Origin of the sequence: Actinosynnema sp. ALI-1.44 (genome assembly GCF_001984155.1) — a bacterium.
Taxonomy (GTDB): Bacteria; Actinomycetota; Actinomycetes; order Mycobacteriales; family Pseudonocardiaceae; genus Kibdelosporangium.
The window spans coordinates 36,871-60,150 of record NZ_MTQO01000037.1 but is presented as its reverse complement, the minus strand read 5'-3'; the positions used below and the strand labels follow the sequence as shown (position 1 = coordinate 60,150).

Annotated in this window: 24 protein-coding genes; 12 read left to right on the top strand and 12 right to left on the bottom strand. The window is 68.6% G+C overall.

Annotated elements, in window-relative coordinates:
- Nucleotide 1: 1 nt before the first annotated feature.
- The gene (locus ALI144C_RS10790; protein WP_076986916.1) at nucleotides 2-571 is read right to left on the bottom strand and encodes a TetR/AcrR family transcriptional regulator; all 570 of its coding nucleotides are present in this window, start codon (nucleotides 569-571) and stop codon (nucleotides 2-4) included.
- A 55-nt stretch (nucleotides 572-626) separates the two neighbouring features.
- Between ALI144C_RS10790 and ALI144C_RS10785 the strand changes: the two genes are divergently transcribed.
- Nucleotides 627-1,553, top strand: a complete 927-nt coding sequence (locus ALI144C_RS10785; RefSeq protein ID WP_202818919.1) for an NAD-dependent epimerase/dehydratase family protein — start codon at nucleotides 627-629, stop codon at nucleotides 1,551-1,553.
- On the opposite strand, the gene ALI144C_RS10780 is transcribed toward ALI144C_RS10785, so the two are convergent.
- Complete coding sequence (locus tag ALI144C_RS10780) at nucleotides 1,507-2,337, bottom strand: TetR/AcrR family transcriptional regulator (protein ID WP_076986914.1); 831 nt, start codon at nucleotides 2,335-2,337, stop codon at nucleotides 1,507-1,509. The two genes, ALI144C_RS10785 and ALI144C_RS10780, sit on opposite strands and share 47 nt — an antisense overlap.
- A 747-nt stretch (nucleotides 2,338-3,084) precedes the next feature.
- Here ALI144C_RS10780 and ALI144C_RS10775 point away from each other — a divergent pair.
- Together ALI144C_RS10775 and ALI144C_RS10770 are read left to right on the top strand one after the other, a co-directional pair.
- Entirely contained in the window at nucleotides 3,085-3,672 is a 588-nt protein-coding gene (locus ALI144C_RS10775; RefSeq protein ID WP_076986913.1) for a winged helix-turn-helix domain-containing protein, read from the top strand.
- Nucleotides 3,669-4,907, top strand: a complete 1,239-nt coding sequence (locus tag ALI144C_RS10770; protein WP_076986912.1) for an MFS transporter — start codon at nucleotides 3,669-3,671, stop codon at nucleotides 4,905-4,907. The genes ALI144C_RS10775 and ALI144C_RS10770 overlap by 4 nt, the downstream gene beginning before the upstream one ends.
- On the opposite strand, the gene ALI144C_RS10765 is transcribed toward ALI144C_RS10770, so the two are convergent.
- Nucleotides 4,789-5,565, bottom strand: a complete 777-nt coding sequence (locus ALI144C_RS10765) for an SDR family NAD(P)-dependent oxidoreductase (protein WP_168211226.1) — start codon at nucleotides 5,563-5,565, stop codon at nucleotides 4,789-4,791. The genes ALI144C_RS10770 and ALI144C_RS10765 overlap by 119 nt on opposite strands.
- Nucleotides 5,566-5,634: 69 nt before the next feature.
- On the opposite strand from ALI144C_RS10765, the gene ALI144C_RS10760 reads away from it, so the two are divergent.
- Complete coding sequence (locus tag ALI144C_RS10760) at nucleotides 5,635-6,009, top strand: winged helix-turn-helix transcriptional regulator (RefSeq protein ID WP_202818918.1); 375 nt, start codon at nucleotides 5,635-5,637, stop codon at nucleotides 6,007-6,009.
- Here ALI144C_RS10760 and ALI144C_RS10755 read toward each other — a convergent pair.
- A complete protein-coding gene (locus tag ALI144C_RS10755; RefSeq protein ID WP_076986909.1) occupies nucleotides 5,978-6,181 on the bottom strand; it encodes a DUF3618 domain-containing protein in 204 nt (67 codons plus the stop codon). The genes ALI144C_RS10760 and ALI144C_RS10755 overlap by 32 nt on opposite strands.
- Nucleotides 6,178-6,585, bottom strand: coding sequence for a phage holin family protein (locus tag ALI144C_RS10750; RefSeq protein WP_076986908.1), 408 nt, complete (start codon nucleotides 6,583-6,585; stop codon nucleotides 6,178-6,180). Before ALI144C_RS10750 ends, ALI144C_RS10755 begins: the two co-directional genes overlap by 4 nt.
- 99 nt (nucleotides 6,586-6,684) lie before the next feature.
- Here ALI144C_RS10750 and fdh point away from each other — a divergent pair, with 99 nt between their 5' ends.
- From fdh to nrfD, 3 genes are read left to right on the top strand one after another with little or no spacing between them, the layout of a single operon-like run.
- Nucleotides 6,685-9,873 carry a formate dehydrogenase gene (fdh, locus tag ALI144C_RS10740; RefSeq protein ID WP_202818917.1) on the top strand — a complete coding sequence of 1,063 codons (3,189 nt, stop codon included), beginning with the start codon at nucleotides 6,685-6,687 and terminating at the stop codon, nucleotides 9,871-9,873.
- On the top strand, nucleotides 9,870-10,628 hold the full coding sequence (locus ALI144C_RS10735) for a 4Fe-4S dicluster domain-containing protein (RefSeq protein WP_076986906.1): 759 nt from the start codon (nucleotides 9,870-9,872) through the stop codon (nucleotides 10,626-10,628). Before fdh ends, ALI144C_RS10735 begins: the two co-directional genes overlap by 4 nt.
- The gene (gene nrfD, locus ALI144C_RS10730) at nucleotides 10,628-11,437 is read left to right on the top strand and encodes an NrfD/PsrC family molybdoenzyme membrane anchor subunit (protein WP_076986905.1); all 810 of its coding nucleotides are present in this window, start codon (nucleotides 10,628-10,630) and stop codon (nucleotides 11,435-11,437) included. The genes ALI144C_RS10735 and nrfD overlap by 1 nt, the downstream gene beginning before the upstream one ends.
- A 25-nt stretch (nucleotides 11,438-11,462) precedes the next feature.
- On the opposite strand, the gene ALI144C_RS10725 is transcribed toward nrfD, so the two are convergent.
- Together ALI144C_RS10725 and ALI144C_RS10720 are read right to left on the bottom strand one after the other, a co-directional pair.
- Complete coding sequence (locus tag ALI144C_RS10725; RefSeq protein WP_076986904.1) at nucleotides 11,463-13,247, bottom strand: thiamine pyrophosphate-requiring protein; 1,785 nt, start codon at nucleotides 13,245-13,247, stop codon at nucleotides 11,463-11,465.
- Nucleotides 13,247-13,666, bottom strand: a complete 420-nt coding sequence (locus ALI144C_RS10720) for a CBS domain-containing protein (protein WP_076987065.1) — start codon at nucleotides 13,664-13,666, stop codon at nucleotides 13,247-13,249. The genes ALI144C_RS10725 and ALI144C_RS10720 overlap by 1 nt, the downstream gene beginning before the upstream one ends.
- A gap of 55 nt (nucleotides 13,667-13,721) precedes the next feature.
- On the opposite strand from ALI144C_RS10720, the gene ALI144C_RS10715 reads away from it, so the two are divergent.
- The gene (locus ALI144C_RS10715) at nucleotides 13,722-14,696 is read left to right on the top strand and encodes a TIGR03557 family F420-dependent LLM class oxidoreductase (RefSeq protein ID WP_076986903.1); all 975 of its coding nucleotides are present in this window, start codon (nucleotides 13,722-13,724) and stop codon (nucleotides 14,694-14,696) included.
- On the opposite strand, the gene ALI144C_RS10710 is transcribed toward ALI144C_RS10715, so the two are convergent.
- The 5 genes from ALI144C_RS10710 to ALI144C_RS10690 form a co-directional block, all read right to left on the bottom strand.
- Nucleotides 14,658-15,377 carry a metallophosphoesterase family protein gene (locus ALI144C_RS10710; RefSeq protein ID WP_193441168.1) on the bottom strand — a complete coding sequence of 240 codons (720 nt, stop codon included), beginning with the start codon at nucleotides 15,375-15,377 and terminating at the stop codon, nucleotides 14,658-14,660. The two genes, ALI144C_RS10715 and ALI144C_RS10710, sit on opposite strands and share 39 nt — an antisense overlap.
- Nucleotides 15,374-15,541, bottom strand: coding sequence for a hypothetical protein (locus ALI144C_RS55400; RefSeq protein ID WP_330359578.1), 168 nt, complete (start codon nucleotides 15,539-15,541; stop codon nucleotides 15,374-15,376). The genes ALI144C_RS10710 and ALI144C_RS55400 overlap by 4 nt, the downstream gene beginning before the upstream one ends.
- Nucleotides 15,525-16,151: a hypothetical protein gene (locus tag ALI144C_RS10700; protein ID WP_330359577.1), complete on the bottom strand. Its 627-nt coding sequence runs from the start codon at nucleotides 16,149-16,151 to the stop codon at nucleotides 15,525-15,527. Before ALI144C_RS10700 ends, ALI144C_RS55400 begins: the two co-directional genes overlap by 17 nt.
- Nucleotides 16,152-16,304: 153 nt before the next feature.
- On the bottom strand, nucleotides 16,305-17,255 hold the full coding sequence (locus ALI144C_RS10695; RefSeq protein ID WP_076986900.1) for a DNA polymerase domain-containing protein: 951 nt from the start codon (nucleotides 17,253-17,255) through the stop codon (nucleotides 16,305-16,307).
- Between the two features lie 4 nt (nucleotides 17,256-17,259).
- On the bottom strand, nucleotides 17,260-18,222 hold the full coding sequence (locus ALI144C_RS10690) for a phosphotransferase (protein WP_076986899.1): 963 nt from the start codon (nucleotides 18,220-18,222) through the stop codon (nucleotides 17,260-17,262).
- Between the two features lie 74 nt (nucleotides 18,223-18,296).
- On the opposite strand from ALI144C_RS10690, the gene ALI144C_RS10685 reads away from it, so the two are divergent.
- The 4 genes from ALI144C_RS10685 (at nucleotide 18,297) to pdxR (ending at nucleotide 23,280) form a co-directional block, all read left to right on the top strand.
- On the top strand, nucleotides 18,297-19,109 hold the full coding sequence (locus ALI144C_RS10685) for an SAM-dependent methyltransferase (RefSeq protein ID WP_076986898.1): 813 nt from the start codon (nucleotides 18,297-18,299) through the stop codon (nucleotides 19,107-19,109).
- Nucleotides 19,110-19,308: 199 nt separating this feature from the next.
- Nucleotides 19,309-19,851 (top strand): TetR/AcrR family transcriptional regulator, encoded by a 543-nt coding sequence (locus ALI144C_RS10680; RefSeq protein WP_083752921.1) that lies wholly within the window; start codon nucleotides 19,309-19,311, stop codon nucleotides 19,849-19,851.
- Nucleotides 19,848-21,884 carry an ABC transporter ATP-binding protein gene (locus ALI144C_RS10675; protein ID WP_441297548.1) on the top strand — a complete coding sequence of 679 codons (2,037 nt, stop codon included), beginning with the start codon at nucleotides 19,848-19,850 and terminating at the stop codon, nucleotides 21,882-21,884. Before ALI144C_RS10680 ends, ALI144C_RS10675 begins: the two co-directional genes overlap by 4 nt.
- Before the next feature lie 34 nt (nucleotides 21,885-21,918).
- Entirely contained in the window at nucleotides 21,919-23,280 is a 1,362-nt protein-coding gene (gene pdxR / locus ALI144C_RS10670) for a MocR-like pyridoxine biosynthesis transcription factor PdxR (RefSeq protein ID WP_076986896.1), read from the top strand.

The window sequence follows — 23,280 nt, the reverse complement described above, 5'->3', positions numbered from 1 at the left end:
GCTACTCACGACACAGCGGGAACAACGGCATGACGACCGTGTCCACCATGCGGATCAGGTACGGCTCGTCCAGCGGTTCGTCCAGCAGCACGATCCTGGCGAACAGCAGCGACATCGGCACGCTGGTCACGATCTCGTCGACGGGTCCGCGCAACTCGCCCCGGGCGATCGCCCGGTCGATCGCGCCGGTCATGATCTCCCGGTCCCGTTCGACGATGCCTGCCCGGACCAGACGGCCCAGCTCGCCGTTGTCCCTGATCGCGGTCAGCAGCCCGGACAGCACCCCGGCGTGCTGCCCGAGACGTTCGGCGAGCGCACGGGCCTGGGCCAGCAGGTCGTCGCGGAGGGTGCCCGTGTCGATCGTGGCGTGCGGTGTGGCGAACTCGTGCCGGACGGCGGCGAGCACGAGGGCCTCCTTGTCCGGCCATCGCCGGTACACCGACGTCCTTGCGGTGTTCGCACTGGTGGCGACGGCCGCGATGCTCAGGCGGCCGAAGCCGACCTGACCGAGCAGCCGCAGTGTCGCGCGGCTGATCGCGTCGTCGAGGTCCTTGTCCGGTGGTCTCGCCATCCGCGCTCCTCTCCAGATTCCGCTACGGTAGTGTAGCGAAACGGAGGTGGGGATCATGCACGTTGTAGTGGGCGCGACCGGCGCCACGGGCTCGGTCCTGGTCAGGGAGCTGCTGCGGCGCGGCGAGAAGGTCCGCGCGGTCAACCGGAGCGGGCGCGTGGGCCTACCGGACGTGGAGCTCAACGGTGTCGAATTCATCAGGGCCAACGCGAGCGACGCCGATCAGATGACGGAGATCTGCGCGGGAGCGACGGCCGTCTACCACTGCGTCCGGCCGCCGCTGCCGGAGTGGCTCGAGCTGTACCCGCGGGTCCAGCAGGCGTTGATCAGCGCCGCGGGCACGGCTGGTGCCGTGCTGGTGTTCGCCGACGACACGTGGATGTACGGCAGGGTCGACCGGCCGATGACCGAGGACATGCCGTACCGGCCCGTGGCACACCTCGGGTTGATCCGCGCCTGGCTGGCGGAGATGACGCTCGCGGCCCACCACCGCGGCGACGTGCGTGTCGCGATCGCCCGCGCCGGGGAGCTGTACGGGCCCAAGGTGGAGTCGCTGTTCGGGTCGACGATGTTCGCGGGCAAGCGGCCGATCTGGTTCGGCGACCCGGACCTGCCCATCACGCCGACCTACATCGACGACTTCGCCACCACCATGATCACGCTGGCGGGCGAGCCGGACGCGTGGGGCGAGGTCTGGCACGTACCGTCCAGCGAACCCACCACCGCACGGCGGTTCGCCGAGCTCGCCGGGCGCGCGGCCGTACGCGCGATGCCGACGACCGCGGCGAAAGCGCTCGGCCTGGTGTCCACAGTGGCCCGGCACGGCAACCAGGTCCTCTACCAGTTCGAGCAGCCGTTCATAGTGGACTCGACCAGGTTCACGTCCCAGTTCGGCGGCACCGCGTCGGACCTGCGCGAGGGCATCGCCGCATCACTCAGGTGGCACCGGCAGAACCCGCGGCGCTCGCTGCTGCCTTCGTGATCGAGGCGTCGATCCCGTCGAGCAGCACCTCGAGCCCGGCTTTGAACTGCTCGGTGCTCTCCCGTTCCATGTAGGGCGTGCAGTCGTCGTCCGGTGGCGTCGCGCCTTCGGTCTCCAGCCGGATCAGCGCGGAGTAGCGCTGGGCGAAGTCGGGGACGACCGCTGCCAGCGCCGCGGACCGGGCGTACCACCACTCCTCGTCGGAGATCCCGGTGGCGCCGGGTGCCTGCCGGGACTCCGCGATCGTCTGCACGCAACCGCGCACGAAGTTGGCCAGCGTGCCGACGATCCGGCGCAGCAGCAACGCGGGCAACTCGACGCCGTCGAACAGCCGGACCACCGTGTCCATCGAGGCGAACTCGTTGGGCCCCAGCACCGGCCGCGCCGACGAGACCTGTAGGACCCAGGGGTGGCGCAGGAAGAACGCCCAGTAGTCGTCCGCCCAGGCCACGACGGCCGACCGCCATCCTTGGGACACGTCGTACCGCGTCGGCAGCTCGCCGAGCGCACGGTCGTACATGAGGTCGACGAGTTCACCCTTGCTGGGCACATAGGTGTAGAGCGCCATGCCGCTACGGCCGAGCACCTTGCCCACGGTGCGCATCGACACCGCGTTCATGCCCTCCGCGTCGGCGAGTTCGACGGCCGCGTCGACGATCTCGTCGACACTCAGGCCCTGCTTCGGCCCCGGGCTCACTTTGTCGGCGTCCTGCACCGCCCCGTGCGCACGCCACAACAAGGCCATGGTCCGCTTGTTCTCGCCCTGACCGGCGTAGACGACCACTCGACACTCCTAACCCATTACACCGTAAGAGGTTAGCAGGCCGATCACCGCACCGCCGAGCCAGGCCGATAGCAAGCCCTCGCACCGCGCACGGCACGGAACGAGGGCTCAGTGTTTGTCAGAACTGCCCTGTCAGAACTGCCCTGTCAGAACTGCCAGTCAGCAGCTTCCGCAGCAGCCGCACCCAGGACCGCTACACGAACTGCACCCGCAATGGTTCATGTCGTTACTCCCTTGCTCGACTCTGCCCAGCCATTCGACGGTGCCACCGCAACGCCCGAATGCCGTACCGCCGAGCGAGTGAGACATAGCAACAGGGCAATACGTGAATTTCCGGCCTCCTCCGGGCACGTCCAACAACTGTCAAGAACGGCGCAACCGGACCCGAGGCACTGACCGGTGGCAAGCGGAAAGCCGGCCATTCCGACACCACGCGCGCCGTCGCGGACGGCGACCGTGTCGATGTCGAATTCGCCTACTTCCGCGAGTCGCCGAGGTCGTCGAGGCGACGCGATCCGAATGGGCACGGCTCGAACCGGACATCAGGATCGAGGAGTTCCAGTCGACGGTGTCGGCGGCAATCTGACGGTTCTCCGGGACGCGTGGGCACGTTCGCCTTCCGGCTCGCCGGGCCGACGCTTCGGGCGCGGCCGCCGCGACCGCCGCCCTTCGACTGCTCGGCGTCTCTTGACTTGACCCCCACTTGAAAGGATCCTTTCGAAAGAGTCCTTTCACGTTGGAGGTGCCATGACCGAGTTGCCAGCCCGGATGCGAGTCCGCGACGCCGAGCTGATGCGTGCACTGGCCCATCCCCTGCGCGCGGAGCTGCTGACCTATCTGATGGCGGTCGGGCCGCGAACGGCGAGCGAATGCGCCACCGCGGTCGGCTCGACGGCTTCCAACTGCAGCTGGCACCTGCGCCAGCTGGCAGGGTTCGGCCTGGTCGAACGCGCGGACGGCGACAACAGCCGCGACAAGCCGTGGCGTGCCACGCAGGTGGGCCTTGAGTTCGAGGAGTTCAGCCCGGACCCGGCGACCCAGGCCGCACAGCTCGCCGTCCTCGGTGCGAACGTGGCGGGCGACCAAGCCCTGACACAGCGGTTCGTCGACACGGTCGAAACGCTTGAGCCGGAATGGCAGACGGCGTCCGGCATGAGCACCTACTCGTTGCGGGTCAACTCGGCCGAGCTCGCCGAGCTGACCAAGGCCGTCGACGATCTGCTCCGGCCCTACGTGACGACGATCAGGACGGACGCACCACCGGACGCCCGGCCGGTGCACGCGAGCTGGCGCGCGTTCCCCAGGATCGAGGCCGACGGAAAGCCGAGCTCGTGACCAGGGCGTTCGCCCGGCTGTGGACTGCGAGCCTGTTCTCGGAGATCGCCGAGTGGATGCTGCAGATCGCGTTGCCCGTGTACATCTACCGGGCCACCGGATCGGCCGGGTCGACCGCGCTGGCGATGGCCGCGGGCGTCCTGCCGATGATCCTGCTGAGCCCGGTGGCGGGATACGTCGCCGACCGCTGGGACCGGGGCCGGACGCTGTCCCTGGTGTGCGCGGGCCAGGCGCTGACCGCCGTGCCGCTGCTGCTGCACGACCAGGTCTGGCTGATCTACGCGGTGATGGTGGCGCAGTCGTCGGCGGCGACCATGTTCGAACCCGCGCGGACCGCCCTGATCCCCCAGATCGTCCGCGGCGAACGGATCGTGTCCGCCAACGGCTGGATGGGGTTCAACAGCAGCGGCGCCCGGCTGATCGGCAGTTCGGCCGGTGGGATCCTGCTCGCGACAGGCGGGCTGACCACCGTGGTGGCCAGTTACCTCGGTGCGCTGGTGGTCGCGGCGGCTCTGCTCGTGCGACGGTTCCACGTCGACAGGACACCCGTCGTGCGCGAGGCGGTGTGGCGGGCCTGGCTCGACGGCCTGGCGGAGTTCCGCCGGGAACGGCGGCTGCGCCTGATCGGGGCGATGCTGGTCATCGGTTCGGTGGCACAGGGCATGTTCCTGGTTCTGTTCGTGCTGTTCGTGACCGGACCGCTCGGCGGCGACGAGGCGCGGGTCGGGCTCCTGCGCGGAGTTCAGGCGGTCGGTGGCCTGGTCGCCGGGGTGGTGGTCGGGACGTCGTTGTTGCGGCGACTGGCCCCGGCGACGATGGCCGCGTTCGGCGGGATCGGTGTCGGCGTGCTCACGCTGGCGATCTGGAACCTGCCGGGGCTGACCACCGACTGGACCGTCTACTTCGTGCTGTTCGCGATCGTCGGCGTGCCGAGTGTGCTGATCATGTCGGGTTCACTCACGGTGTTGCAAACCGCTTGTGGCCCAGGGAAGTCCGGACGGGTGCTAGCCAGCACGATGGCGATGACGGCGGTGTGCCAGACAGCCGGAATGCTGCTGGCCGGTCCGCTCGCCGACGCGTGGAACCTGACCGCCCTGCTGAACCTGCACGGCGCCCTCATGCTCGCCTCAGGGCTGCCACTGCTGGCAGCGCTTTGGTCGAGGCGTCGAGCCGAGCGGCGTCCCCGGGCGACAGCGTCGGCAGCGACAGCGGCACGGCCTTCCCTCGATCGCTAGCGGTCAGCGGCTCGTCGGGCGGTGCGGAGATCCAGTCGACGATCGGTGCGACGGACGCGGCGACCGGCTTGGCGAACGCCTTCGCCAGCAGCCTGATCGGCAGGTTCCGCGGGCCGCTGCGCGTGAACCCGGGGTGGTAGAGCACGTACCGGGCACGTCGGCCCTGTGCCGCGAACGACACCCCAAGCAGGTCATTGGCCCGGCCGGCCTGCAGCTGCGACCGCAGCACGCTGTACCTGCGGGCGAGCTGCATGTCGTCCCAGTGGATCCGCCCAACCTTGGTGCCGACACCGGCGACGTTCACGACCACCGCCCGTGTACTGGCCTCCAGCTGCGGCAACAGCAGCTCTCCCAGCAGGTATCGGCTCAGGTAGTACAGCGCGAACGTGTATTCGAGACCTTCGGGAGTCACGACACGCCTGGTCTGCGGACGGTTGGCGAACAGCGCCAGGGCGTCGACCGGCTCGGTGATCTCACCTGCCACTCGGACGACCTCGGCAACCGACGACAGGTCCGCCCGCAGGAACCGGGCGCCGTCGACGGCCTTCGCCGGGTCGCTGCCGATCACGATGACCCGGTCACCGCGCGCGATGCGTTCGAGGGCCGTGGCCCGGCCCATTCCATTCGTCCCACCACTTATCACCACTGTTCTGCGCACCCGAATATCGTGGGTGGCGGTACGCGTCGAACGAAAGAAGGCAGTTTCATGTCCGGTACGAACACAGATATGCCTGCCGTCATCGCGCACGAACTGCCCAGCCCGGTTCCGCTGGACGAGATCGCGGCGTGCCCGGTCACGGACCTGTTCCGCCGGATCGGCGACAAGTGGAGCATGCTGGTGGTGATCCTGCTGGGGAAACGGGCGTACCGGTACAACGAACTGCACAGGTCCATCGAGGGCGTCAGCCAGCGCATGCTCACCCGTACCCTGCGCACGCTCGAGGACGACGGGTTCGTGCGGCGCGAGGTGTACCCGAGTGTTCCGCCGAGCGTCGAGTACAGCCTCACGCCGCTGGGGGTCAGCCTGCTGGCACCGTTGTCCGCGTTGGCCGAATGGGCCGTGGCGAACGCTAGTCCGACTTCTTCCGGCCCCACAGCGTGAGCGCGAGCGACAGCGCGAACAACGCGATCGGCAGCCGGTAGTCCTTCACAGCCTGGATCACCGGCCGGGCCCGTTGCCTGACGTCCATCCGGTGCACCAGCTCGTCCACTGTCGCACTGAGTTCACGGCGAGTCTGCTCGACTTCGCGCTGCAGGTCCTGGTGGGTACTCATGCCCGCACGTCCTTCTTCGGATGCGTCATGATCCTGATGTCCTCGCGCACACGGTCGCCCATGTCGTCGGGCACCGGCGGCACTCCCTTGCTCAGCTGGGACTTGCCGACCAGCGCGGCGATCCCGGCGAGCACGAACACAGCGGCACCGACGACCAGCGCGGCCAGCCACGGCGCCAGCACGGTGGCGAGGCCCAGCACCGCGCAGGCGAGCAACACCATGCCGCCGTAGAACGCGAGCAGACCGGCCACTCCGAAGGCGCCCGTGCCGAACAGGGCTCGTTTGGTCTTCGACGTCATCTCCTGCGCGGCCAGTCTCGCCTCCGCCTTGACCAGCCTGCTGGTCTGCTCGGCGAGATCACCGACCAGCGTGGCGACGGACCGTTCGTCATCTTGGCTGTTCACACAGGGTGGCTACCCGGCCACGTCCGGGTGAAACGTCCCGTGTCCACTCAGGATGCGCACGATCTGCGGACCGCTCGGTCTGTGGGTAGCGTGAGCCGGGTGGGCGTGCGCCAGTGGCTATCCAGCTGGCCGGTGATCCGGCAGGTCACCGGCGACGACCCGTGGGGCCGAGGGAACGCTGTCCGCTCGGCGGCCACCGAGCGGACAGCGCCGCGAACCGCCGAAGCGGACTCGGTGACGCGGTCGATCTGCCCGTACTGCGCGGTCGGCTGCGGCCAGCAGGTGTTCGTCAAGGACGGTCGGGTGACGCAGATCGAAGGCGACCCGGACTCCCCCATCTCGCGCGGCAGGCTCTGCCCGAAGGGCTCGGCGAGCAAGCAACTGGTCACCAGTCCCTCCCGGGTCACGCAGGTCCTCTACCGACGGCCGTACGGCACGGAATGGGAGCAGCTCGACCTGGACACGGCGATGGAGATGATCGCCGACCGCGTCGTCGAGGCCAGGAACGAGGCCTGGCAGCAGCAGGACGCCGAGGGCCGTACGCTGCGCCGCACGCTGGGCATCGCCAGCCTCGGCGGCGCCACGCTGGACAACGAAGAGAACTACCTGATGAAGAAGCTCTACACCGCGCTGGGGGCGGTGCAGATCGAGAACCAGGCCCGGATTTGACACTCGTCCACGGTTCCCGGTCTGGGGACCTCCTTCGGTCGCGGCGGTGCCACGACGTTCCAGCAGGACCTCGCCAACGCGGACTGCGTGCTCATCCAGGGCTCGAACATGGCCGAGTGCCACCCGGTCGGCTTCCAGTGGGTGATGGAGGCGAAGGCGAGGGGCGCGAAGATCATCCACGTCGACCCGCGGTTCACCAGGACCAGCGCGGTGTCGGACGTGTTCGTGCCGATCCGGGCGGGTAGCGACATCGCGTTCCTCGGCGCTCTGGTCAACTACGTCCTGACGCACGGCAAGGAGTTCCGCGAGTACGTGGTGGCGTACACGAACGCGGCCGCGATCATCAACGAGGACTTCAAGGACACCGAGGACCTCGACGGCCTGTTCTCCGGCTTCGACGCGGAGAAACGCGCCTACGACCACTCGAGTTGGGCGTACCAGGGTGCCGAGGCCCAGTCGGGCGCGGGTGATCCGAGCGACCGGACCGGCGGGCAGCAACACCGGGCGACCGCGCAGGCCGAGCAGCACGGCAGCGGCGGTGCCACGGTCAGCGCCAAACCCGACGAGGACCCGACCCTGGAGCACCCGCGGTGCGTGTTCCAGATCCTCAAGCGGCACTACGCGCGGTACACGCCCGAGATGGTCGAGGAAGTCTGCGGTGTCCCGGCCGCGAAGTTCCTCGAGGTGGCCGAGGCGATCACGGCTAACTCGGGCCGGGACCGGACGACCGCGCTGTGCTACGCCGTCGGCTGGACCCAGCACACCGTTGGCGTGCAGTACATCCGGACCGCGTCGATCCTCCAGGCGTTGCTCGGCAACATCGGCAGGCCGGGCGGCGGCATCCTCGCGTTGCGCGGACACGCCAGCATCCAGGGATCCACCGACATCCCGACCTTGTTCAACATACTGCCGGGGTACATCCCCATGCCGCACGCGCGTCAGCACCTCGACCTGGCGTCGTTCGTCGCCGAGGACGCGGGCCGCACGGGGTTCTGGGGCAACATGGACAGCTACACCGTGAGCCTGCTCAAGGCGTGGTGGGGCGAGCACGCGACCGCGGGCAACGACTTCTGCTTCGACTACCTGCCCCGGCTGACCGGCGACCACGGCACGTACAGCACTGTGCTGCGGCAGATCGAGGGCGAGTGCAAGGGCTACTTCCTGGTCGGCGAGAACCCGGCTGTCGGATCGGCCAACGGCAAGCTGCAACGGCTGGGCCTGGCCAACCTCGACTGGCTGGTGGTGCGCGACCTGCAGATGATCGAGAGCGCCACGTTCTGGCGCAACGGGCCGGAGATCGAGACCGGCGAGCTGCGCACCGAGGAGATCGGCACCGAGGTGTTCTTCATGCCCGCCGCCGCCCACACCGAGAAGGACGGCAGCTTCACCAACACGCAGCGGTTGCTGCAGTGGCACCACAAGGCGGTCGACCCGCCCGGCGACGCGCGCAGTGACCTGTGGTTCTACTACCACCTGGGCAAGCTGATCCGGCACAGACTCCGCGACAGCACGGACCCGCGTGACCTGCCTGTGCAGCACCTGACGTGGAGCTACGTGGAGGAAGGACCGTTGGGCGAGCCGTCGGCGGAGTCGGTGCTGGCCGAGATCAACGGAACCGGGCCGGACGGCCCGCTCTCGGCCTACACGCAGTTGAAGAACGACGGGTCGACCTCGTGCGGGTGTTGGATCTACTGCGGGGTCCGGGCCGACGGCGTCAACCAGGCCGCCCGCCGGAAACCCGGCCGCGACCAGACGTGGGTCGCCCCGGACTGGGGCTGGGCGTGGCCTGCCAACCGGCGGATCATCTACAACCGCGCGTCCGCCGACCCGGACGGCAACCCGTGGAGCGAACGCAAGAAGTACATCTGGTGGGACAGCGCGGCAGGCAGGTGGGTCGGCGCGGACGTGCCGGACTTCGAGCCGACCAAGCCACCGGACTTCGAACCGGAGGAAGGCGCCAGGGCGCAGGACGCGTTGGGCGGCGCCGATCCGTTCATCATGCAGACCGACGGCAAGGCCTGGCTGTTCGCACCGGCTGGGCTGGCTGACGGGCCGTTGCCCGCGCACTACGAGCCGCTGGAGTCGCCGTACTCGAATCCGTTGTACGCCCAGCAGGTCAACCCGACGCTGCAGCGCTACGACCACCCGGCGAACCCGTACAACGGTTCGGCGTTCCCCTATGTGGTCACGACCTATCGGCTGACCGAGCACCACACGGCGGGCGGGATGAGCCGTACTTTGCCGTACTTGTCGGAGTTGCAGCCCGAGTTCTTCTGCGAGGTCTCGCCGGAACTGGCCGAGGAGCGGGGTCTTGAACACCTCGGCTGGGCGACGATCATCACCAGTCGTTCCGCGATCGAGGCGCGGGTGATGGTGACGCGTCGGATGAAACCGTTGCGGATGCGCGAACAAGTCGTGCACCAAGTTGGTCTGCCCTACCACTGGGGCCCGAACGGACTGTCCATCGGCGACGCCGCCAACGACATCCTCGGTGTCGCCGCGGACCCGAACGTGCACATCCAGGAAGCCAAGGCCGCGACCTGCGACATCATCCCCGGCAGGCGGCCACGCGGGCAGGCACTGCTCGACCTCGTAGCGGAATACCGGAGGCGCGGATGACCGAACGCATGGGGTTCTTCACCGACACCTCGGTGTGCATCGGCTGCAAGGCCTGCGAAGTGGCGTGCAAGACGTGGAACGACATCCCGGCGGACGGCGTCGACCTGCTCGGCATGTCCTACGACAACACGGGTTCGCTCGACGCCAACACGTGGCGGCACGTCGCGTTCATCGAGCAGACGGTCCAGGACGACACCCGGTGGCTGATGTCCAGCGATGTCTGCAAACACTGCACCGAGGCCGGGTGTCTCGACGTGTGCCCGACGGGTGCCTTGTTCCGCACCGAGTTCGACACCGTGGTCGTCCAGGCGGACATCTGCAACGGGTGCGGGTACTGCGTTCCCGCGTGCCCGTTCGGCGTGATCGACCGGCGTGAGGACGACGGCAGGGCGTGGAAGTGCACCATGTGCTACGACCGCATCGGCGACGGGCTGATGCCCGCCTGCGCCACGGCGTGCCCGACCGAGTCGATCCAGTACGGCCCGTTGGACGAACTGCGGGAACGCGCCGACGAGCGGCTGGCGGAACTGCACTCGCGGGGGCAGGCGGACGCTCGCCTGTACGGGCACTCCCCCGACGACGGAGTCGGCGGTGCCGGGGCGTTCTTCCTGCTGCTGGACGAACCGGAGGTCTACGGCCTGCCGTCGAATCCGGTGGTGACGACCAGGGACCTGCCCGCGATGTGGAAACGGGCCGGGCTGGCCGCTGTGGCTGTCGCCGCCGGAGTCGCCGTGTCGTTCCTGGGGCGGCGCTGATGGGTTACTACGGCAGGCCCATCGTCAAGGAGCCGGTGTGGAAGGTTCCCGACGTCCCCGGATACCTGTTCCTCGGCGGGATGGCGGGCGCGTCGGCGTCGATGGCGTTGGCGGCCCAGGTGTCCGGCCATTCCGAACTGATCAGGCCCGCCCGGGTCGCGGCCGCCGTCGGGTCGCTCGCGAGTGTGGGAGCGCTGATCCACGACCTGGGACGACCGGAGCGGTTCCTGAACATGCTGCGGGTGTTCAAGGTGACGTCGCCGCTGTCCGTCGGGTCGTGGATACTGGCGCCGTTCTCCGGGTTGACGGCGCTCACCGTCGCCACCGACCTCAGTGGACGATTCCGCTGGATCGGGTCGCTCGCCGGAGGCGCCGCGGGAGTACTGGGCCCCGCGATGTGCACGTACACCTCGGTCCTGCTCGCCGACACCGCGATTCCGGCCTGGCACAACGCTTATCCCGAACTGCCGTTCGTGTTCGCGGGCAGCGCCATGACCAGCGCGGCCGGGGCGTCCCTGCTGGTCTCGCCCTCCCGACCGGCTGTGCGGCTCGGCCTGATCGGCAGCGGCCTCGAGCTGACCTCAACGGCCGCCATGGAGCGACGGGTGGAGACATACCGCTCCAGCAAACTGCTCACCGCCGCGAAGGCGCTGACAGTCGCCGGAGCCGGTCTGTCCCTGGTCCGTGGCAACCGGGTCACCGCCGTTCTCGCCGGGGCGAGCTACCTGGCCGCCGGAATATGCACCCGCTTCGGCGTCTACCGAACCGGCACAGCCTCAGTAAAGCTCGTGAGTGTTCAGTCCGGTTAGAACCGGACTGAACACTCACGAGGTTTCAGTTGGGGAGGAGTTCGGCCAGTTTGGCTTTGATGCCTTCGTAGACCATCCTCGCGCTGCCCGGGTCGCCTTTGAGGATCGCCTCGGTCACCATCTTCACCTGCTCGGCCGTGGCGTGCGGTGGGATGGGTGGGATCTCCGCGTCGCAGCGGACGTCCAGGACTGCGGGCCGGTCGGCCGCCAGCGCCTGGTCCCACGCCGGGCCGAGGTCGTCCGGTGAGTCCACGTTGAGCGCGATCAGGCCGAGGGACGCCGCGAACGCCGCGTAGTTGACGTCGGGCAACGTCTGGGACTCCTCGAACTTGGGCGCACCGCCCATCGCCCGCAGTTCCCACGTGACCTGGTTGAGGTCGTTGTTGTGGAACACGCACACCACACAGCGGCGGTCGGCCCACAGGTTCTGGTACCTGGCGATCGTGATCAGCTCGGCCAGCCCGTTCATCTGCATGGCGCCGTCGCCGACCAGGGCGACCACCGGCCGGTCCGGGTGGGCGAACTTGGCGCCGATCGCGTACGGCACACCCGCGCCCATCGTGGCCAGCGTGCCGGACAGCGAACCACGCATCCGGCCGCGCATCCGCAGGTTGCGGGCGTACCAGTTGGTGGACGAGCCGGAGTCGGCCGTGACGATCAGGTCGTCCGGCGCGCGGGTGGACAGCTCGTGCACGATCCGCATCGGATTGATCGGATCCGCGCCGACCATGGCCTGCTTCTCCACGCTCTGCCACCAGTCGGTGACGTGCCGCTCGACCTTCTCGCGCCACGACCGGTTCTCGTTGCGCCGCAACAACGGCAGCAAGGCGCGGAGCGTGGAGTGCGCGTCACCGACCAGGTTCACCTCGGTCGGGTACCGCATACCGATCCGCGTACCGTCCACATCGATCTGCACCGCTCGTGCTTTGCCGTACTCCGGCAGGAACTGGCTGTACGGGAAGTTCGAGCCGACGATCAGCAACGTGTCGCAGTCCCGCATCAGCTCGTAGCTCGGGCGCGTGCCGAGCAGGCCGATCGAGCCGGTCACGTACGGCAGGTCGTCGGCCAGCACGTCCTTGCCCAGCAACGCTTTGGCCACACCGGCACCGGTCAGGTCGGCGACCTGGCGGATCTCGGCGGTCGCGGTCCGCGCGCCCTGCCCGATCAGGATCGCGACCTTCTTGCCCGCGTTGAGCACCTCGGCCGCGCGTTCCACTTCGGCGAGCGGTGGTGTCAGCACCGGCGGCGCCAGTCCCGGCTTGCTCGACGGGACGTGTTTGAACTCGTGGCGCGGCGGCTCGTAGGGCTGTTCCTGCAGGTCGTTGGGGATGATCACGACTGTCGGCGCACTGCGGGTGATCGCCGTGCGCAACGCCCGGTCGAGCGCGTTCGGCAACTGCTCGGCCACCGTCACCTCGACGGAGTACTCGCTGGCCACGTCCTTGACCAGCGACTGCAGGTCGACTTCCTGCTGGTAGCTGCCGCCGCGCGCGGTCCGCGCGGTCTGCCCGACGATCGCGACCACCGGCACGTGGTCGAGTTTCGCGTCGTAGAGACCGTTGAGCAGGTGGACGGCACCGGGACCCGATGTCGCCAGGCAGACACCGGGCCTGCCGCTGAACTTCGCGTAGCCGACCGCCTCGAACGCGGACATCTCCTCGTGTCTGGACTGGACGAACCGAGGGCGGTTGCCCGCTTTGCCGAAGGCGGCCACGATCCCGTTGATGCCGTCGCCCGGGTAGCCGAAGACCTGGTCGACGTGCCAGTCCCGCAGCCGCTGCAGCAGGTAGTCGCCGACGGTCTCGGCCATCAGGTGTCCACCGACAGCGCTTCGACCAGATCACCGACCTGGGGTTCGGGCAGTGCGCGGGCCACGTCGGCCAGGCTGACGATGCCGACGAGGTCGTGCCCGTCGATCACCGGGAGCCTGCGGACCTTGTGCTCGGCCATCGTCTTCATGATGTCGTTGGCCTCGTCGTCCGCGCCGATCGTCACGGCCTCGCCCTGCGCCAGCTCACCGGCGGTGATCGAACGCGGGTCGTTGCCCTCCGCGAGGACCTTGACCACGATGTCGCGGTCGGTCACCATCCCTTTGAGACGGTTGTCCTCACCGCAGATCGGCAGTGCCCCGACGCCCTTGTCCGCCATCAGTTGCGCGGCGTCCCTGATGGTCTGGCTGGACCGGACACAGGTCGGATCCGGCGTCATGATCTCGCGTGCGCGCGTCATCATTGCTCCCTTCCTTGTCGGGTTTCGAGTACCCATGGCAGGGAAGCCCACACACATGCGCATCGGATACACGTTGATGACCGAACAGGCAGGGCCGAAACAGCTGGTCGACGACGCCGTCAAGGCCGAAAAGGCCGGTTTCGCGTTCGAGGTCTCCAGCGACCACTACTTTCCGTGGCTGGCCGAGCAGGGCCACGCACCCAACGCGTGGACGGTTCTCGGCGCGGTCGCCCGATGCACCGAACGCGTCGAGCTGATGACCTACGTGACGTGCCCGATCATGCGATACCACCCCGCTGTCGTCGCACAGCAAGCCGCGACGGTACAAATATTGTCCGACAACAGGTTCACCCTGGGGGTCGGCTCGGGTGAGAACCTCAACGAGCACGTCGTCGGGCGCGGCTGGCCGCCGGTGAACGTCCGGCACGAGATGCTCGCCGAGGCACTGCAGGTGATCCACGGCCTGTTCGACGGCGGCTATTTCAACTACAGCGGTTCACACTTCCGGGTGGACGCGGCGAAGCTCTGGGATCTGCCGGACGTGCGGGTGCCTGTCGGCGCGGCGGTGTCCGGAAAGCAGTCGATCACCCATCTGGCACCGCTGGCCGACCACATGATCGCGACGGACCCGGACGAGGACCTCTGCAAGCTGTGGGACGAGCAGAAGTCGGACCCCGGCCGCAAGATCGGGCAGATGCCGGTCTGCTGGGATCCCGACCGCGACGCGGCGGTCAAGCGGGCGCACGAGCAGTTCCGCTGGTCGACCGGGGGCTGGAAGGTCAACGCCGAACTGCCGGACGCGACCAGTTTCGCCGCGGCGACCTCGTTCGTGCGGCCGGAGGACGTGGCCGAGTCGATCCCCTGTGGACCGGATGTCGACCCCATCCTCGCCGCCGCGCGCAAGTACGCCGACGCCGGGTTCACCGACCTGGCGATCGTGCAGGTCGGCGGCGACCACCAGGACGGCTTCCTCGACTTCGCCAGGGACTCGCTACTGCCCGCCTTCGACGCAGTAGACGGCAAACGCTGACCCGATCACCGGCTGGGCGACGTTGCGCACCCGCACGCCGCCCGCCGTGATCCCCTGCTCGGTGCCGAAGTGGGCGTGGCCGTGGATGGCCAGGTCCACACCGGTCGCGTCGATCGCCTCGGCGAGCTGGTAGCAGCCGAGGAACGGGAAGATCTCCGGCGGTTCGCCGCGCAGCGTGTCCGCGACCGGCGAGTAGTGCGTCAGCGCGATCTTGATGTCGGTGTCCAGCCCGGCGAGCGCGGCGTGCAGCCGGTCGGCGATGTCCACGGTGTGCTGGATGAACGCCTTCATCTCCGGTTCGCCGAACACGCTGCCCGACTTTCCCGCGAACCCGCCGCCGAACCCCTTCGCCCCGGCCACCCCGACCGAGCACTGTCCGATCCGGAGCGTCGTGGCGGTGCCTTCGAGAACCTGGATGCCGCGTTCGATCAACAGGTCGGTGATCTCGGCTTCCTTGTCGCTGTGGTAGTCGTGGTTGCCCAGCACGGCGATCACGGGCACCGGCAGGTCACTGAACTCGTCCGCGACGACCTGTGCCTCGTCCAGGCTGCCGTGCCTGGTCAGGTCACCCGCGAGGAGCAACACGTCGGCGTGCTCACCGAGGTTGTCCAACGCGGGACGCAACCTGCCCCGGGCGTCCTCGCCCAGGTGCACGTCGCCGACTGCCGCGATGCGGATCACGTCAGCTCCTCCCGCCTGGTCGGTTCGTCCACGCACACCACGCGGACGTCGTTGTGGATCACCATCTCCGGCGCCACGTCCCTGATCACCTCGGACACCTCGGCCCGGCGCTGCTCGGTGGCCACGTCGCCGCTGACGACGACGTGTTCACCCCGTACGGTCACGCGCACGCCTTGCTCTGCCGTTCTGGGATCCTCCGCCAGTGTGGTCCGCAGGCGTGCCACGAGGTATTGCGGCGGGGTCATCGCTCTGGCTCCCTTCGTCGATGATGCCCAATCGGTCGCACAACAACAAGAACGCCTCGGCGTACGGCGACTCCGCGGTCTGCTCGCGTACCCGGGCCCAATCGATCTGCTCCCGCAACGCGCGCGCGATCGGCAACAGCGCGGCCAGGTCACAGCGGTGCACTTCCAGCGCGAGGAGCTTGCCGATCATCACCTCGGTGCCGTGCTGCACGCGCATCACGGTCGGGCCGACGCGCATCTCCTCGGCCTGGTCGAGCATTTCGGGCGTGACCTGGCGTTCGTTGGCGCGGAAGATGAGGTCGACCAGCCGGTCGCCGTCATAGACCTTGGTCAGCCACTCCTCCGGCGGGTCGGCGGCGCGGAAGCCCGCTTCCACCAAAGCCTTCACCGCGGTAGGCACATCCTTTTCGAGAATCAGGATGTCGACGTCGTGTTCAGTCTCCGGCCCGCCACGCGCGTACACCGCGCAGCCGCCGGTCAGCGCGAACGGCACCTCGGTCGGCCGCAACGCGGCGGCCACCTTGGTCACGGTTCGCAGTAAGGCATCCTGGAGGTCCGAACCCATATCCGGTGCGTACCCGTTCTCCGCGGGAACGAATCCACGCGAGGGACGGCTTCACTCGACTCACGCGGATGCCGGTGCCGATGACGTACGAGTGCACGTTGTCGGCGGGACGTGCCGCTACCCGTCCTTCTCGGCTTCTTCGCGAGCGCGCTTGCGCCGCTTTCCCTCGTGCATCGCCACGACGCGGGCCACCGGGATCGTGTGTCCTTCTTCGATCAAGTCGGCGCCGAGTCGTTGCGGCGCGGGCATATTCGTGGACCACGGGTCCTTGCCGTCGAGTTGCACGACCGCGTTGTGCACGGTGAAGTCCCTTGGTGACACGGATTCCAGGTCGTTCCATGCGACCGGGAACGACACGGGCAGACCGGGCCGCAGGCGTGGGCTGTACGCGGCGACGACCGTCGCGCCGTGCGCTCGCGTGGAATCCAGGAAGACCTTGCCTTCACGTTCTTCCTTGATGTACGCCGTCGTCGCCAGTCGCGGGTCGACGCGTTCGGCGCGTGCGGCGAGGGCCCTGGTCGCCGCGGCGACATCGTCCGCGTTGTGCGGCTCCAGCGGTACGAAGATGTGAACACCCTTGGCGCCACTGGTTTTCACCGCGCCACTCAACCCGGAGTCCGCCAGCGCCTGCCGGACGAGGAAAGCCGCTTGCACGACCGTCGGGAACGCCGCCCCCTCCGGGGGATCCAGGTCGAGGATCATGTGCGTCGGATGATCCGACTCCGCGAGTCTCAACGCCGGGTGGTACTCCACCGCGCGTTGGTTGCCGAACCACAGCAACGTCTTGCGGTCGTCACACAGCGCGTACGTCACCTCTCGTTTGGACGTGTCGGCCCACACCTTGACCGTGCGCACGAACGACGGTGTGTACTTCGGGACGTTCTTCTGCATGAACGGGCCCTGGCCGCGCAGGATCCGGATGACCGACAGCGGGCGGCCCGCCAGCGCCGGGATGATCCGGTCGGACACCGCGTCGAGGTAGTCGACCAGATCGCGTTTGGTCGCCCCTTCGAACAGCGCCTGGTCGAGATTGGTCAGCGACACGCCGTCCCGCTCGTCATCGGCCATGACCTCATACCTTAAGCCAATGCCCGGCGGTCAGTCCGGACAACGTGTGCATCGGCGCGGTCGCCCATTCACCGGGATCGTCCATCGTGCCCAACGCGCGTTCCCAGACCAACGTCCGCGCGACGAGCGCCACCCAACAGGCCGTGTCGAGCTGTTCGACCAGTTCGCGGTGCGGCGCGAGGTCGCTGAACGCCTCCAGGTAGCTGTCACGCAGCCGGGTGACCGTCCGGTCGTCCGCCCCGTAGGAATCGCGCATCACCCAGGCGGCCACGAGCATGCTGGCGAACGGATGCGCCACCACGCTGTCGCCCCAGTCGTAGAACACAGGACGCCCGCCGGTCACGAACACGTTCCCCGGGTGCAGGTCGTTGTGGTCCAGGCTGGGGGTGACGGACGCGCGAGCGAGCCAATCGGCGCGCTCGACCAACTCCGCGCGCCGGGCGATGATCGCCGCGACGGCCGCGGTGTCGTGCGGCCGCCCGCGGACAGCTTCGACCGCCTGGTCGAACCGTTCCGCCGTGACGCCCGCCCGCATGTCGGTCACACCGGCCGTCAACAGGCTGTCCACGTGTGCCGCGAGTTTCCGCTGGAGCTCGCCGTACCGCGGCAGGATCTCCAGCATGGCCGCGGTGGGGTCCGGCGCGCTCTCCCGCACCGTCGTCCCACCGTCGGGCAGCAGCAACCAGCCGCGGTCGACGTCGATCGCGATCGGCGCCAGCACCCACTCCGGGACGAACTCGGACAACACGGAGTAGAGACGGACTTCGAAGGCCGTCGCCGGGCCCGGCGCCTTCAGCCAGACCACGCCGTCGGATGTCATCGCGGTGAGCACAGTCCCCCAAGGCCGTACACGCGGCTGCGTCAACTCGCCGACACGCCTCATGCCTCGATCGGCGAGTCGCTCGTCAACCCATGCCTCGGCGAGTTGTCGCCAGGCACCCGTCGTCCACACCTTCGCCGAGGTCATACCCCGAGAGTGGCAGACGATCATTCACTCGACCTGGTGATTACCGGCCAGTTGGACCCGATAACCTTGGCGCCATGCCCAAGGACCTGCCGGAGATCGACACGACAGTGCCGAGCATCGCCCGCGTCTACGACGCGTTCCTCGGCGGCAAGGACCACTACGAAGTGGACAGGCAGGTCTACCAGCAGATACTGCAGCTGGCGCCGGAGTCGGCGCGGACCGGCCGGGAGGCCAGGTACTGGCTGATCAGGGCGGTGCGCTTCCTCGCTGCCGGTGCGGGCATCGACCAGTTCCTCGACCTCGGCTCGGGCCTGCCGACCGCGGAGAACACCCACCAGGCGGTCCAGCGCATCAACCCCGAGGCGCAGGTGGTCTACGTCGACAACGACCCGATGGTCGCGGCGCACGGCCGTGCCCTGCTCGAGGAGAACGACCGGACGCACTTCATGGTCGGTGACCTGCGCGAACCGGACGAACTGCTGCAGCACCCGACGGTGACCCGGTACCTGGACTGGACCAGGCCGCTGGCGCTGATCCAGTGCAACACCCTGCACCACGTCGCCGACAAGGACGACCCGGCCGGTGTGATGGCCAAGTACATCGACGCGTTGCCGTCCGGCTCGTACATCGCGATCTCCCACCTGTTCGACCCGGCGGACGGCAGCTCCCGCGCCGACCTGGCCAAAGAGGTCCAGGCGAAGTTCATGGCGCTGATGGACACGTGCGTCTTCCGCACGCGCGAGCAGATCGCCTCGTTCTTCAAGGGCACCGAACTGGTCGAGCCCGGCCTGGCGCACCCGTTCGAATGGTGGCCGGACGGCCCGCTGACGACGTCCCGCGTGGACGGCGACTACCTGCTGCTCACCGGGGTCGCCCGCAAGCCGTGACACCGGAAGCCCGCGAGCCGCACACGATGCCAGACGGCGCGGCTGGCTCCCGCACGGCTTCCACCTCGACACCCACAGCCCAGCAGGACTGACGCCATTCTGCGCATCCACCACGCGTGTAATCCGTTTGACGGAGTGAGCGCTCACTCCGCACACTGGATCCATGAGCGAGGTTCCTGCCCGGCGACGCGCGCCCGGGATGACGCCGGACAAGCGGCGGGAGATGATCGTGCAAGCGGTGTTACCCCTGCTGGTCGAGCACGGCGCCGCGGTGACCACGAGCCAGATCGCCCGTGCCGCGGGCATCGGCGAGGCGACGGTGTTCCGTGCGTTCGCCGACAAGGACGAACTGCTGCGGGCGTGTCTCACCGAGGCGTTGCGCGCGGACAACGCGGTCGCCGCGATCGAGGCGATTCCGCTGGACGCCCCGCTGGCCGAGCGGCTGGCGGAAGCCGCCGCGGCGCTCGCCGCGCACATGGAACGGATGGGCGCGCTGTTCGGGGCGTTGCGGGCGTCCGGTTTCCAGCGGGAACGCGGGGAGCATCCGCGACGGCCCGGCAACGACGCGATCCGGGAGGCGCTCGCCGAACTGTTCGAGCCCGAGCGGGACTGCTTGCGCGTCGCGCCATCGCACCTGGCCGCCATGTTCACGGGCCTGCTGATGATGCGGCCGCGGATGGGCGACGAGAAACCCGACACGGCCGACATGATCGACGTCCTGCTCAACGGGGCCGTCCGATGACCATGGGCGGGGGAATGCCGGGTGGCGGCGGTTTCGAGTCGATGATCCTGCGGCGGCGCCGGGGCAGGCGGTTGCCGTCCACCGTGGCCGACAGCGGGCTCACCGGGCCGGTGGAGATCCCCGACCCGGAACCGCCGAACGATCCGAAGGACCTGCGTTCCCGATGGCGACGGCTGCGGGAGTCCGTGTCCGGCACGGCCCGCGCGCTGCCTCGCGTGTTCAGCTTGTCCTGGCAGGCGAGCAGGCCGCTGACGGTCACCCTCGTGCTCGTCACCGTCGTGAGCGGACTCATCCCGACCGCGACCGCGTACGTCGCGAAGATCCTGATGGACGCCGTGGTCGAGGCCATCCAGATCCACTCGACCGGCCGCGCCGACCAGACCGTGCTGCACATCCCGCTGATCGGCGACCACACCGTCACCTCGGTCGGCAAGATCGTCGGCATCGCGGCGTTCCAGCTCGTCATCTTCGTCACCCAGTCGGTCACGACGATGCTCACCACGGTCAGCCAGCAGTTGCTGCAGGAGCGGATGACGCTGTCCATCCGCCACCAGGTGATGGACCACGCGAGCCGGATGCACCTGGCGTTCTTCGAGGACTCCGCTTCCTACGACCTGCTTCGCCAGGCCGACCGGGAGGCGCCGATGCGCCCGATGTCCATGATGAGCTCGGCGCTCGGCCTCGGTCGGATGACGATCACGTTCACCAGCATGATCGTCCTGCTGGTCACGGTCAGCCCGTTGCTCGCCGTGGTCGCGCTGCTCGCGCCGGTTCCGCTGTTCATCTCGCAGTCCAAGTACGGCGCGCAGTCGTTCATCCTGAGCTACCTCGTCTCGCCGATCCGGCGTCGGATGGACTATCTGTCCTCTTTGGTCACCACGGACAGCTATGCCAAGGAGGTCAAGCTGTTCGGCCTCGGCCCGTACCTGGTCGACCGGTTCGAGCGGCTGGGCAAGGTGTACTACGAGCGGCAGCGGGGGCTGATCCGCAAGAAGAACGTGGCAGGCACGCTGTGGGGCCTGATCAGCACGGTCGCGGGTTCGGCGATCTACCTGTACATCGCGTTGAAGGCCGTGTCCGGCGAGCTGACGCTGGGTGATCTCGCGCTGTACACCGCGGCGGCCGCGTCCGTGCAGAGCTCGATCGGCGGGCTGTTCGGCAGCTTCTCCGGGATGTACGAGAACAACCTGTACCTCGACACGCTGTACCGCTTCCTGGACACCAAACCCGAGATCAGCCGTCCCGAGTCGCCCGCCGCGCTGCCGGATCCGCTGCGGGGCCACATCACGTTCGACAACGTCACGTTCGCCTACCCCGGCGCGGACGAACCCGCGCTCAAGGACGTCAGCTTCGACATCCAGCCGGGCGAGACCGTCGCGGTGGTCGGCAAGAACGGCGCGGGCAAGTCCACCCTGATCAAACTGCTGTGCCGGCTCTACGACCCGACCGGCGGGCGGATCCTGCTCGACGGGGTCGACATCCGCACGCTGGACCCCGGCGACCTGCAACGCCGGATCAGCGCGATGTTCCAGGACCACGTCAGCTACCAGGCGACCGCGGCGGAGAACATCGGGCTCGGCGACCTCGACCACCTGACCGACCGCCCGGTGATCGAGAAAGCCGCCGAGCGCGCCGGGATCGCCGACCGGATCGACCGGTTGCCACGCGGGTACGACAGCCCGCTGGGCCGGTGGTTCGACGAAGGCGTCAGCCTGTCCGGCGGTGAGTGGCAGAAGATCGCGCTCGGCCGGGCGTTCCTGCGCGAGGCACCGATCCTGGTGCTCGACGAGCCGACGTCGGCACTGGACGCGCAGGCCGAGCACGACCTGTTCGTCCGGCTGCGGCAACTGGCCGAGGGCCGGACCACGCTGTACATCTCGCACCGGTTCTCCACCGTCCGCCAGGCGGACCGGATCATCCTGCTGGAACACGGGAAGCTGCTCGAACAAGGCACCCACGCCGAGCTGATGGTCCTCGACGGCGGGTACGCGGAGCTGTTCACGTTGCAGGCGTCGGCCTACCTGGACGCCTGACCGGCGAACCTGTCCACAGGTAGAGTGCTTTTCCATGGCAGACGAGTGGTCCAGTTCGCTCGACGTGCACCTGGACTGGACCCCGGGGACGGGCCGCAAGGGCCTGGCGAAAGCGGTCCGCGCGGCGATCCGCGACGGCCGCTGGCGTCCCGGCGCGGTGGTGCCGTCCACCCGGGCACTGGCGCACGACCTGGGCGTGGCACGGGGAACGGTCACGCGCGTGTACTCGGACCTCGCGGCCGAGGGCTACCTGCAGACGACCCAGGGCGCGCCGACCCGGGTCGCGACCGCGGGCGCGGAAGCGTTGTCCCAGCCGCGTCCGATGCCGGCGCGCGAACCGGCGATGCGGTGGAACCTGTTACCCGGCCGCCCGGACTCGGCGCTGTTCCCCAGGGACGTCTGGCTCACGTCGACCAAGCGCGTCCTGCAGCACACGCACAACGAGACCTTCGGCTACGGGGAACCACGCGGGTCCTCGGTGCTGCGCGCGACACTGTCGGCGTACCTGGCACGCAGCCGTGGCGTGCTGGCCGACCCTGCCAGGATCGTGATCTGCGCGGGGTTCTCGCACGCGATGAGCGTGGTCGGGCACGCGCTGCGGGACATCGGCATCGGCGAGATGGCCTTCGAGGACCCGTCGTTCCACCGGTTCCGCGACCTGGCCGCGGCGGCCGGGCAGCGGATCACGACTGTTCCGGTGGACGGCGCCGGGATGCGCGTGTCGGACCTGACCAGCCCGGCGGTGGTGGTCACCCCGGCGCACCAGTCCCCGGTCGGCGTGACGCTGGCACCGGACCGCAGAACGGCGTTGACCCGAACCGGCGCGGTGATCGTAGAGGACGACTACGACGGCGAGTTCCGCTACGACCGCCAGCAAGTCGGCGCACTGCAGGCACTCGCGCCGGAACGAGTGATCTACGCGGGCACAGCGAGCAAGACACTGGCCCCGTCGCTGCGGCTGGGCTGGCTGGTCCTGCCCCGTTCGCTCGTCGATCCCGTGATCGCCGCGCTGGCCGCGAGCGGGGCCCAGCCGCCGCTGCTCGACCAGTTGGTGCTGGCCGACATGATCAGTACCGGCGCGTACGACAAGCACGTGCGTCGCTGCCGGATCGAGTACCGGTCCCGTCGTGACCGGCTGGCCGCCGCGTTGCCCCAGCACCTGATCCCCCAGGGGATCTCGGCGGGGCTGCACCTGATGGTGGCGCTGTCGGAGGCCGCGGAGGCCCAGGTGCCCGCGGTCGCCCGCAGGCATTCACTGGACATCGCGACAGTCGCGCCGATGGTGGTGCGGGAGAAACGGCACGGCTTGATCGTCGGGTACGGCGCCTCGTCGAAGAACGCCTTCACCGGTGCGCTGGAAGCCTTGCTGGCTGTGCTGCAAGAGCTCCAGAGTTAG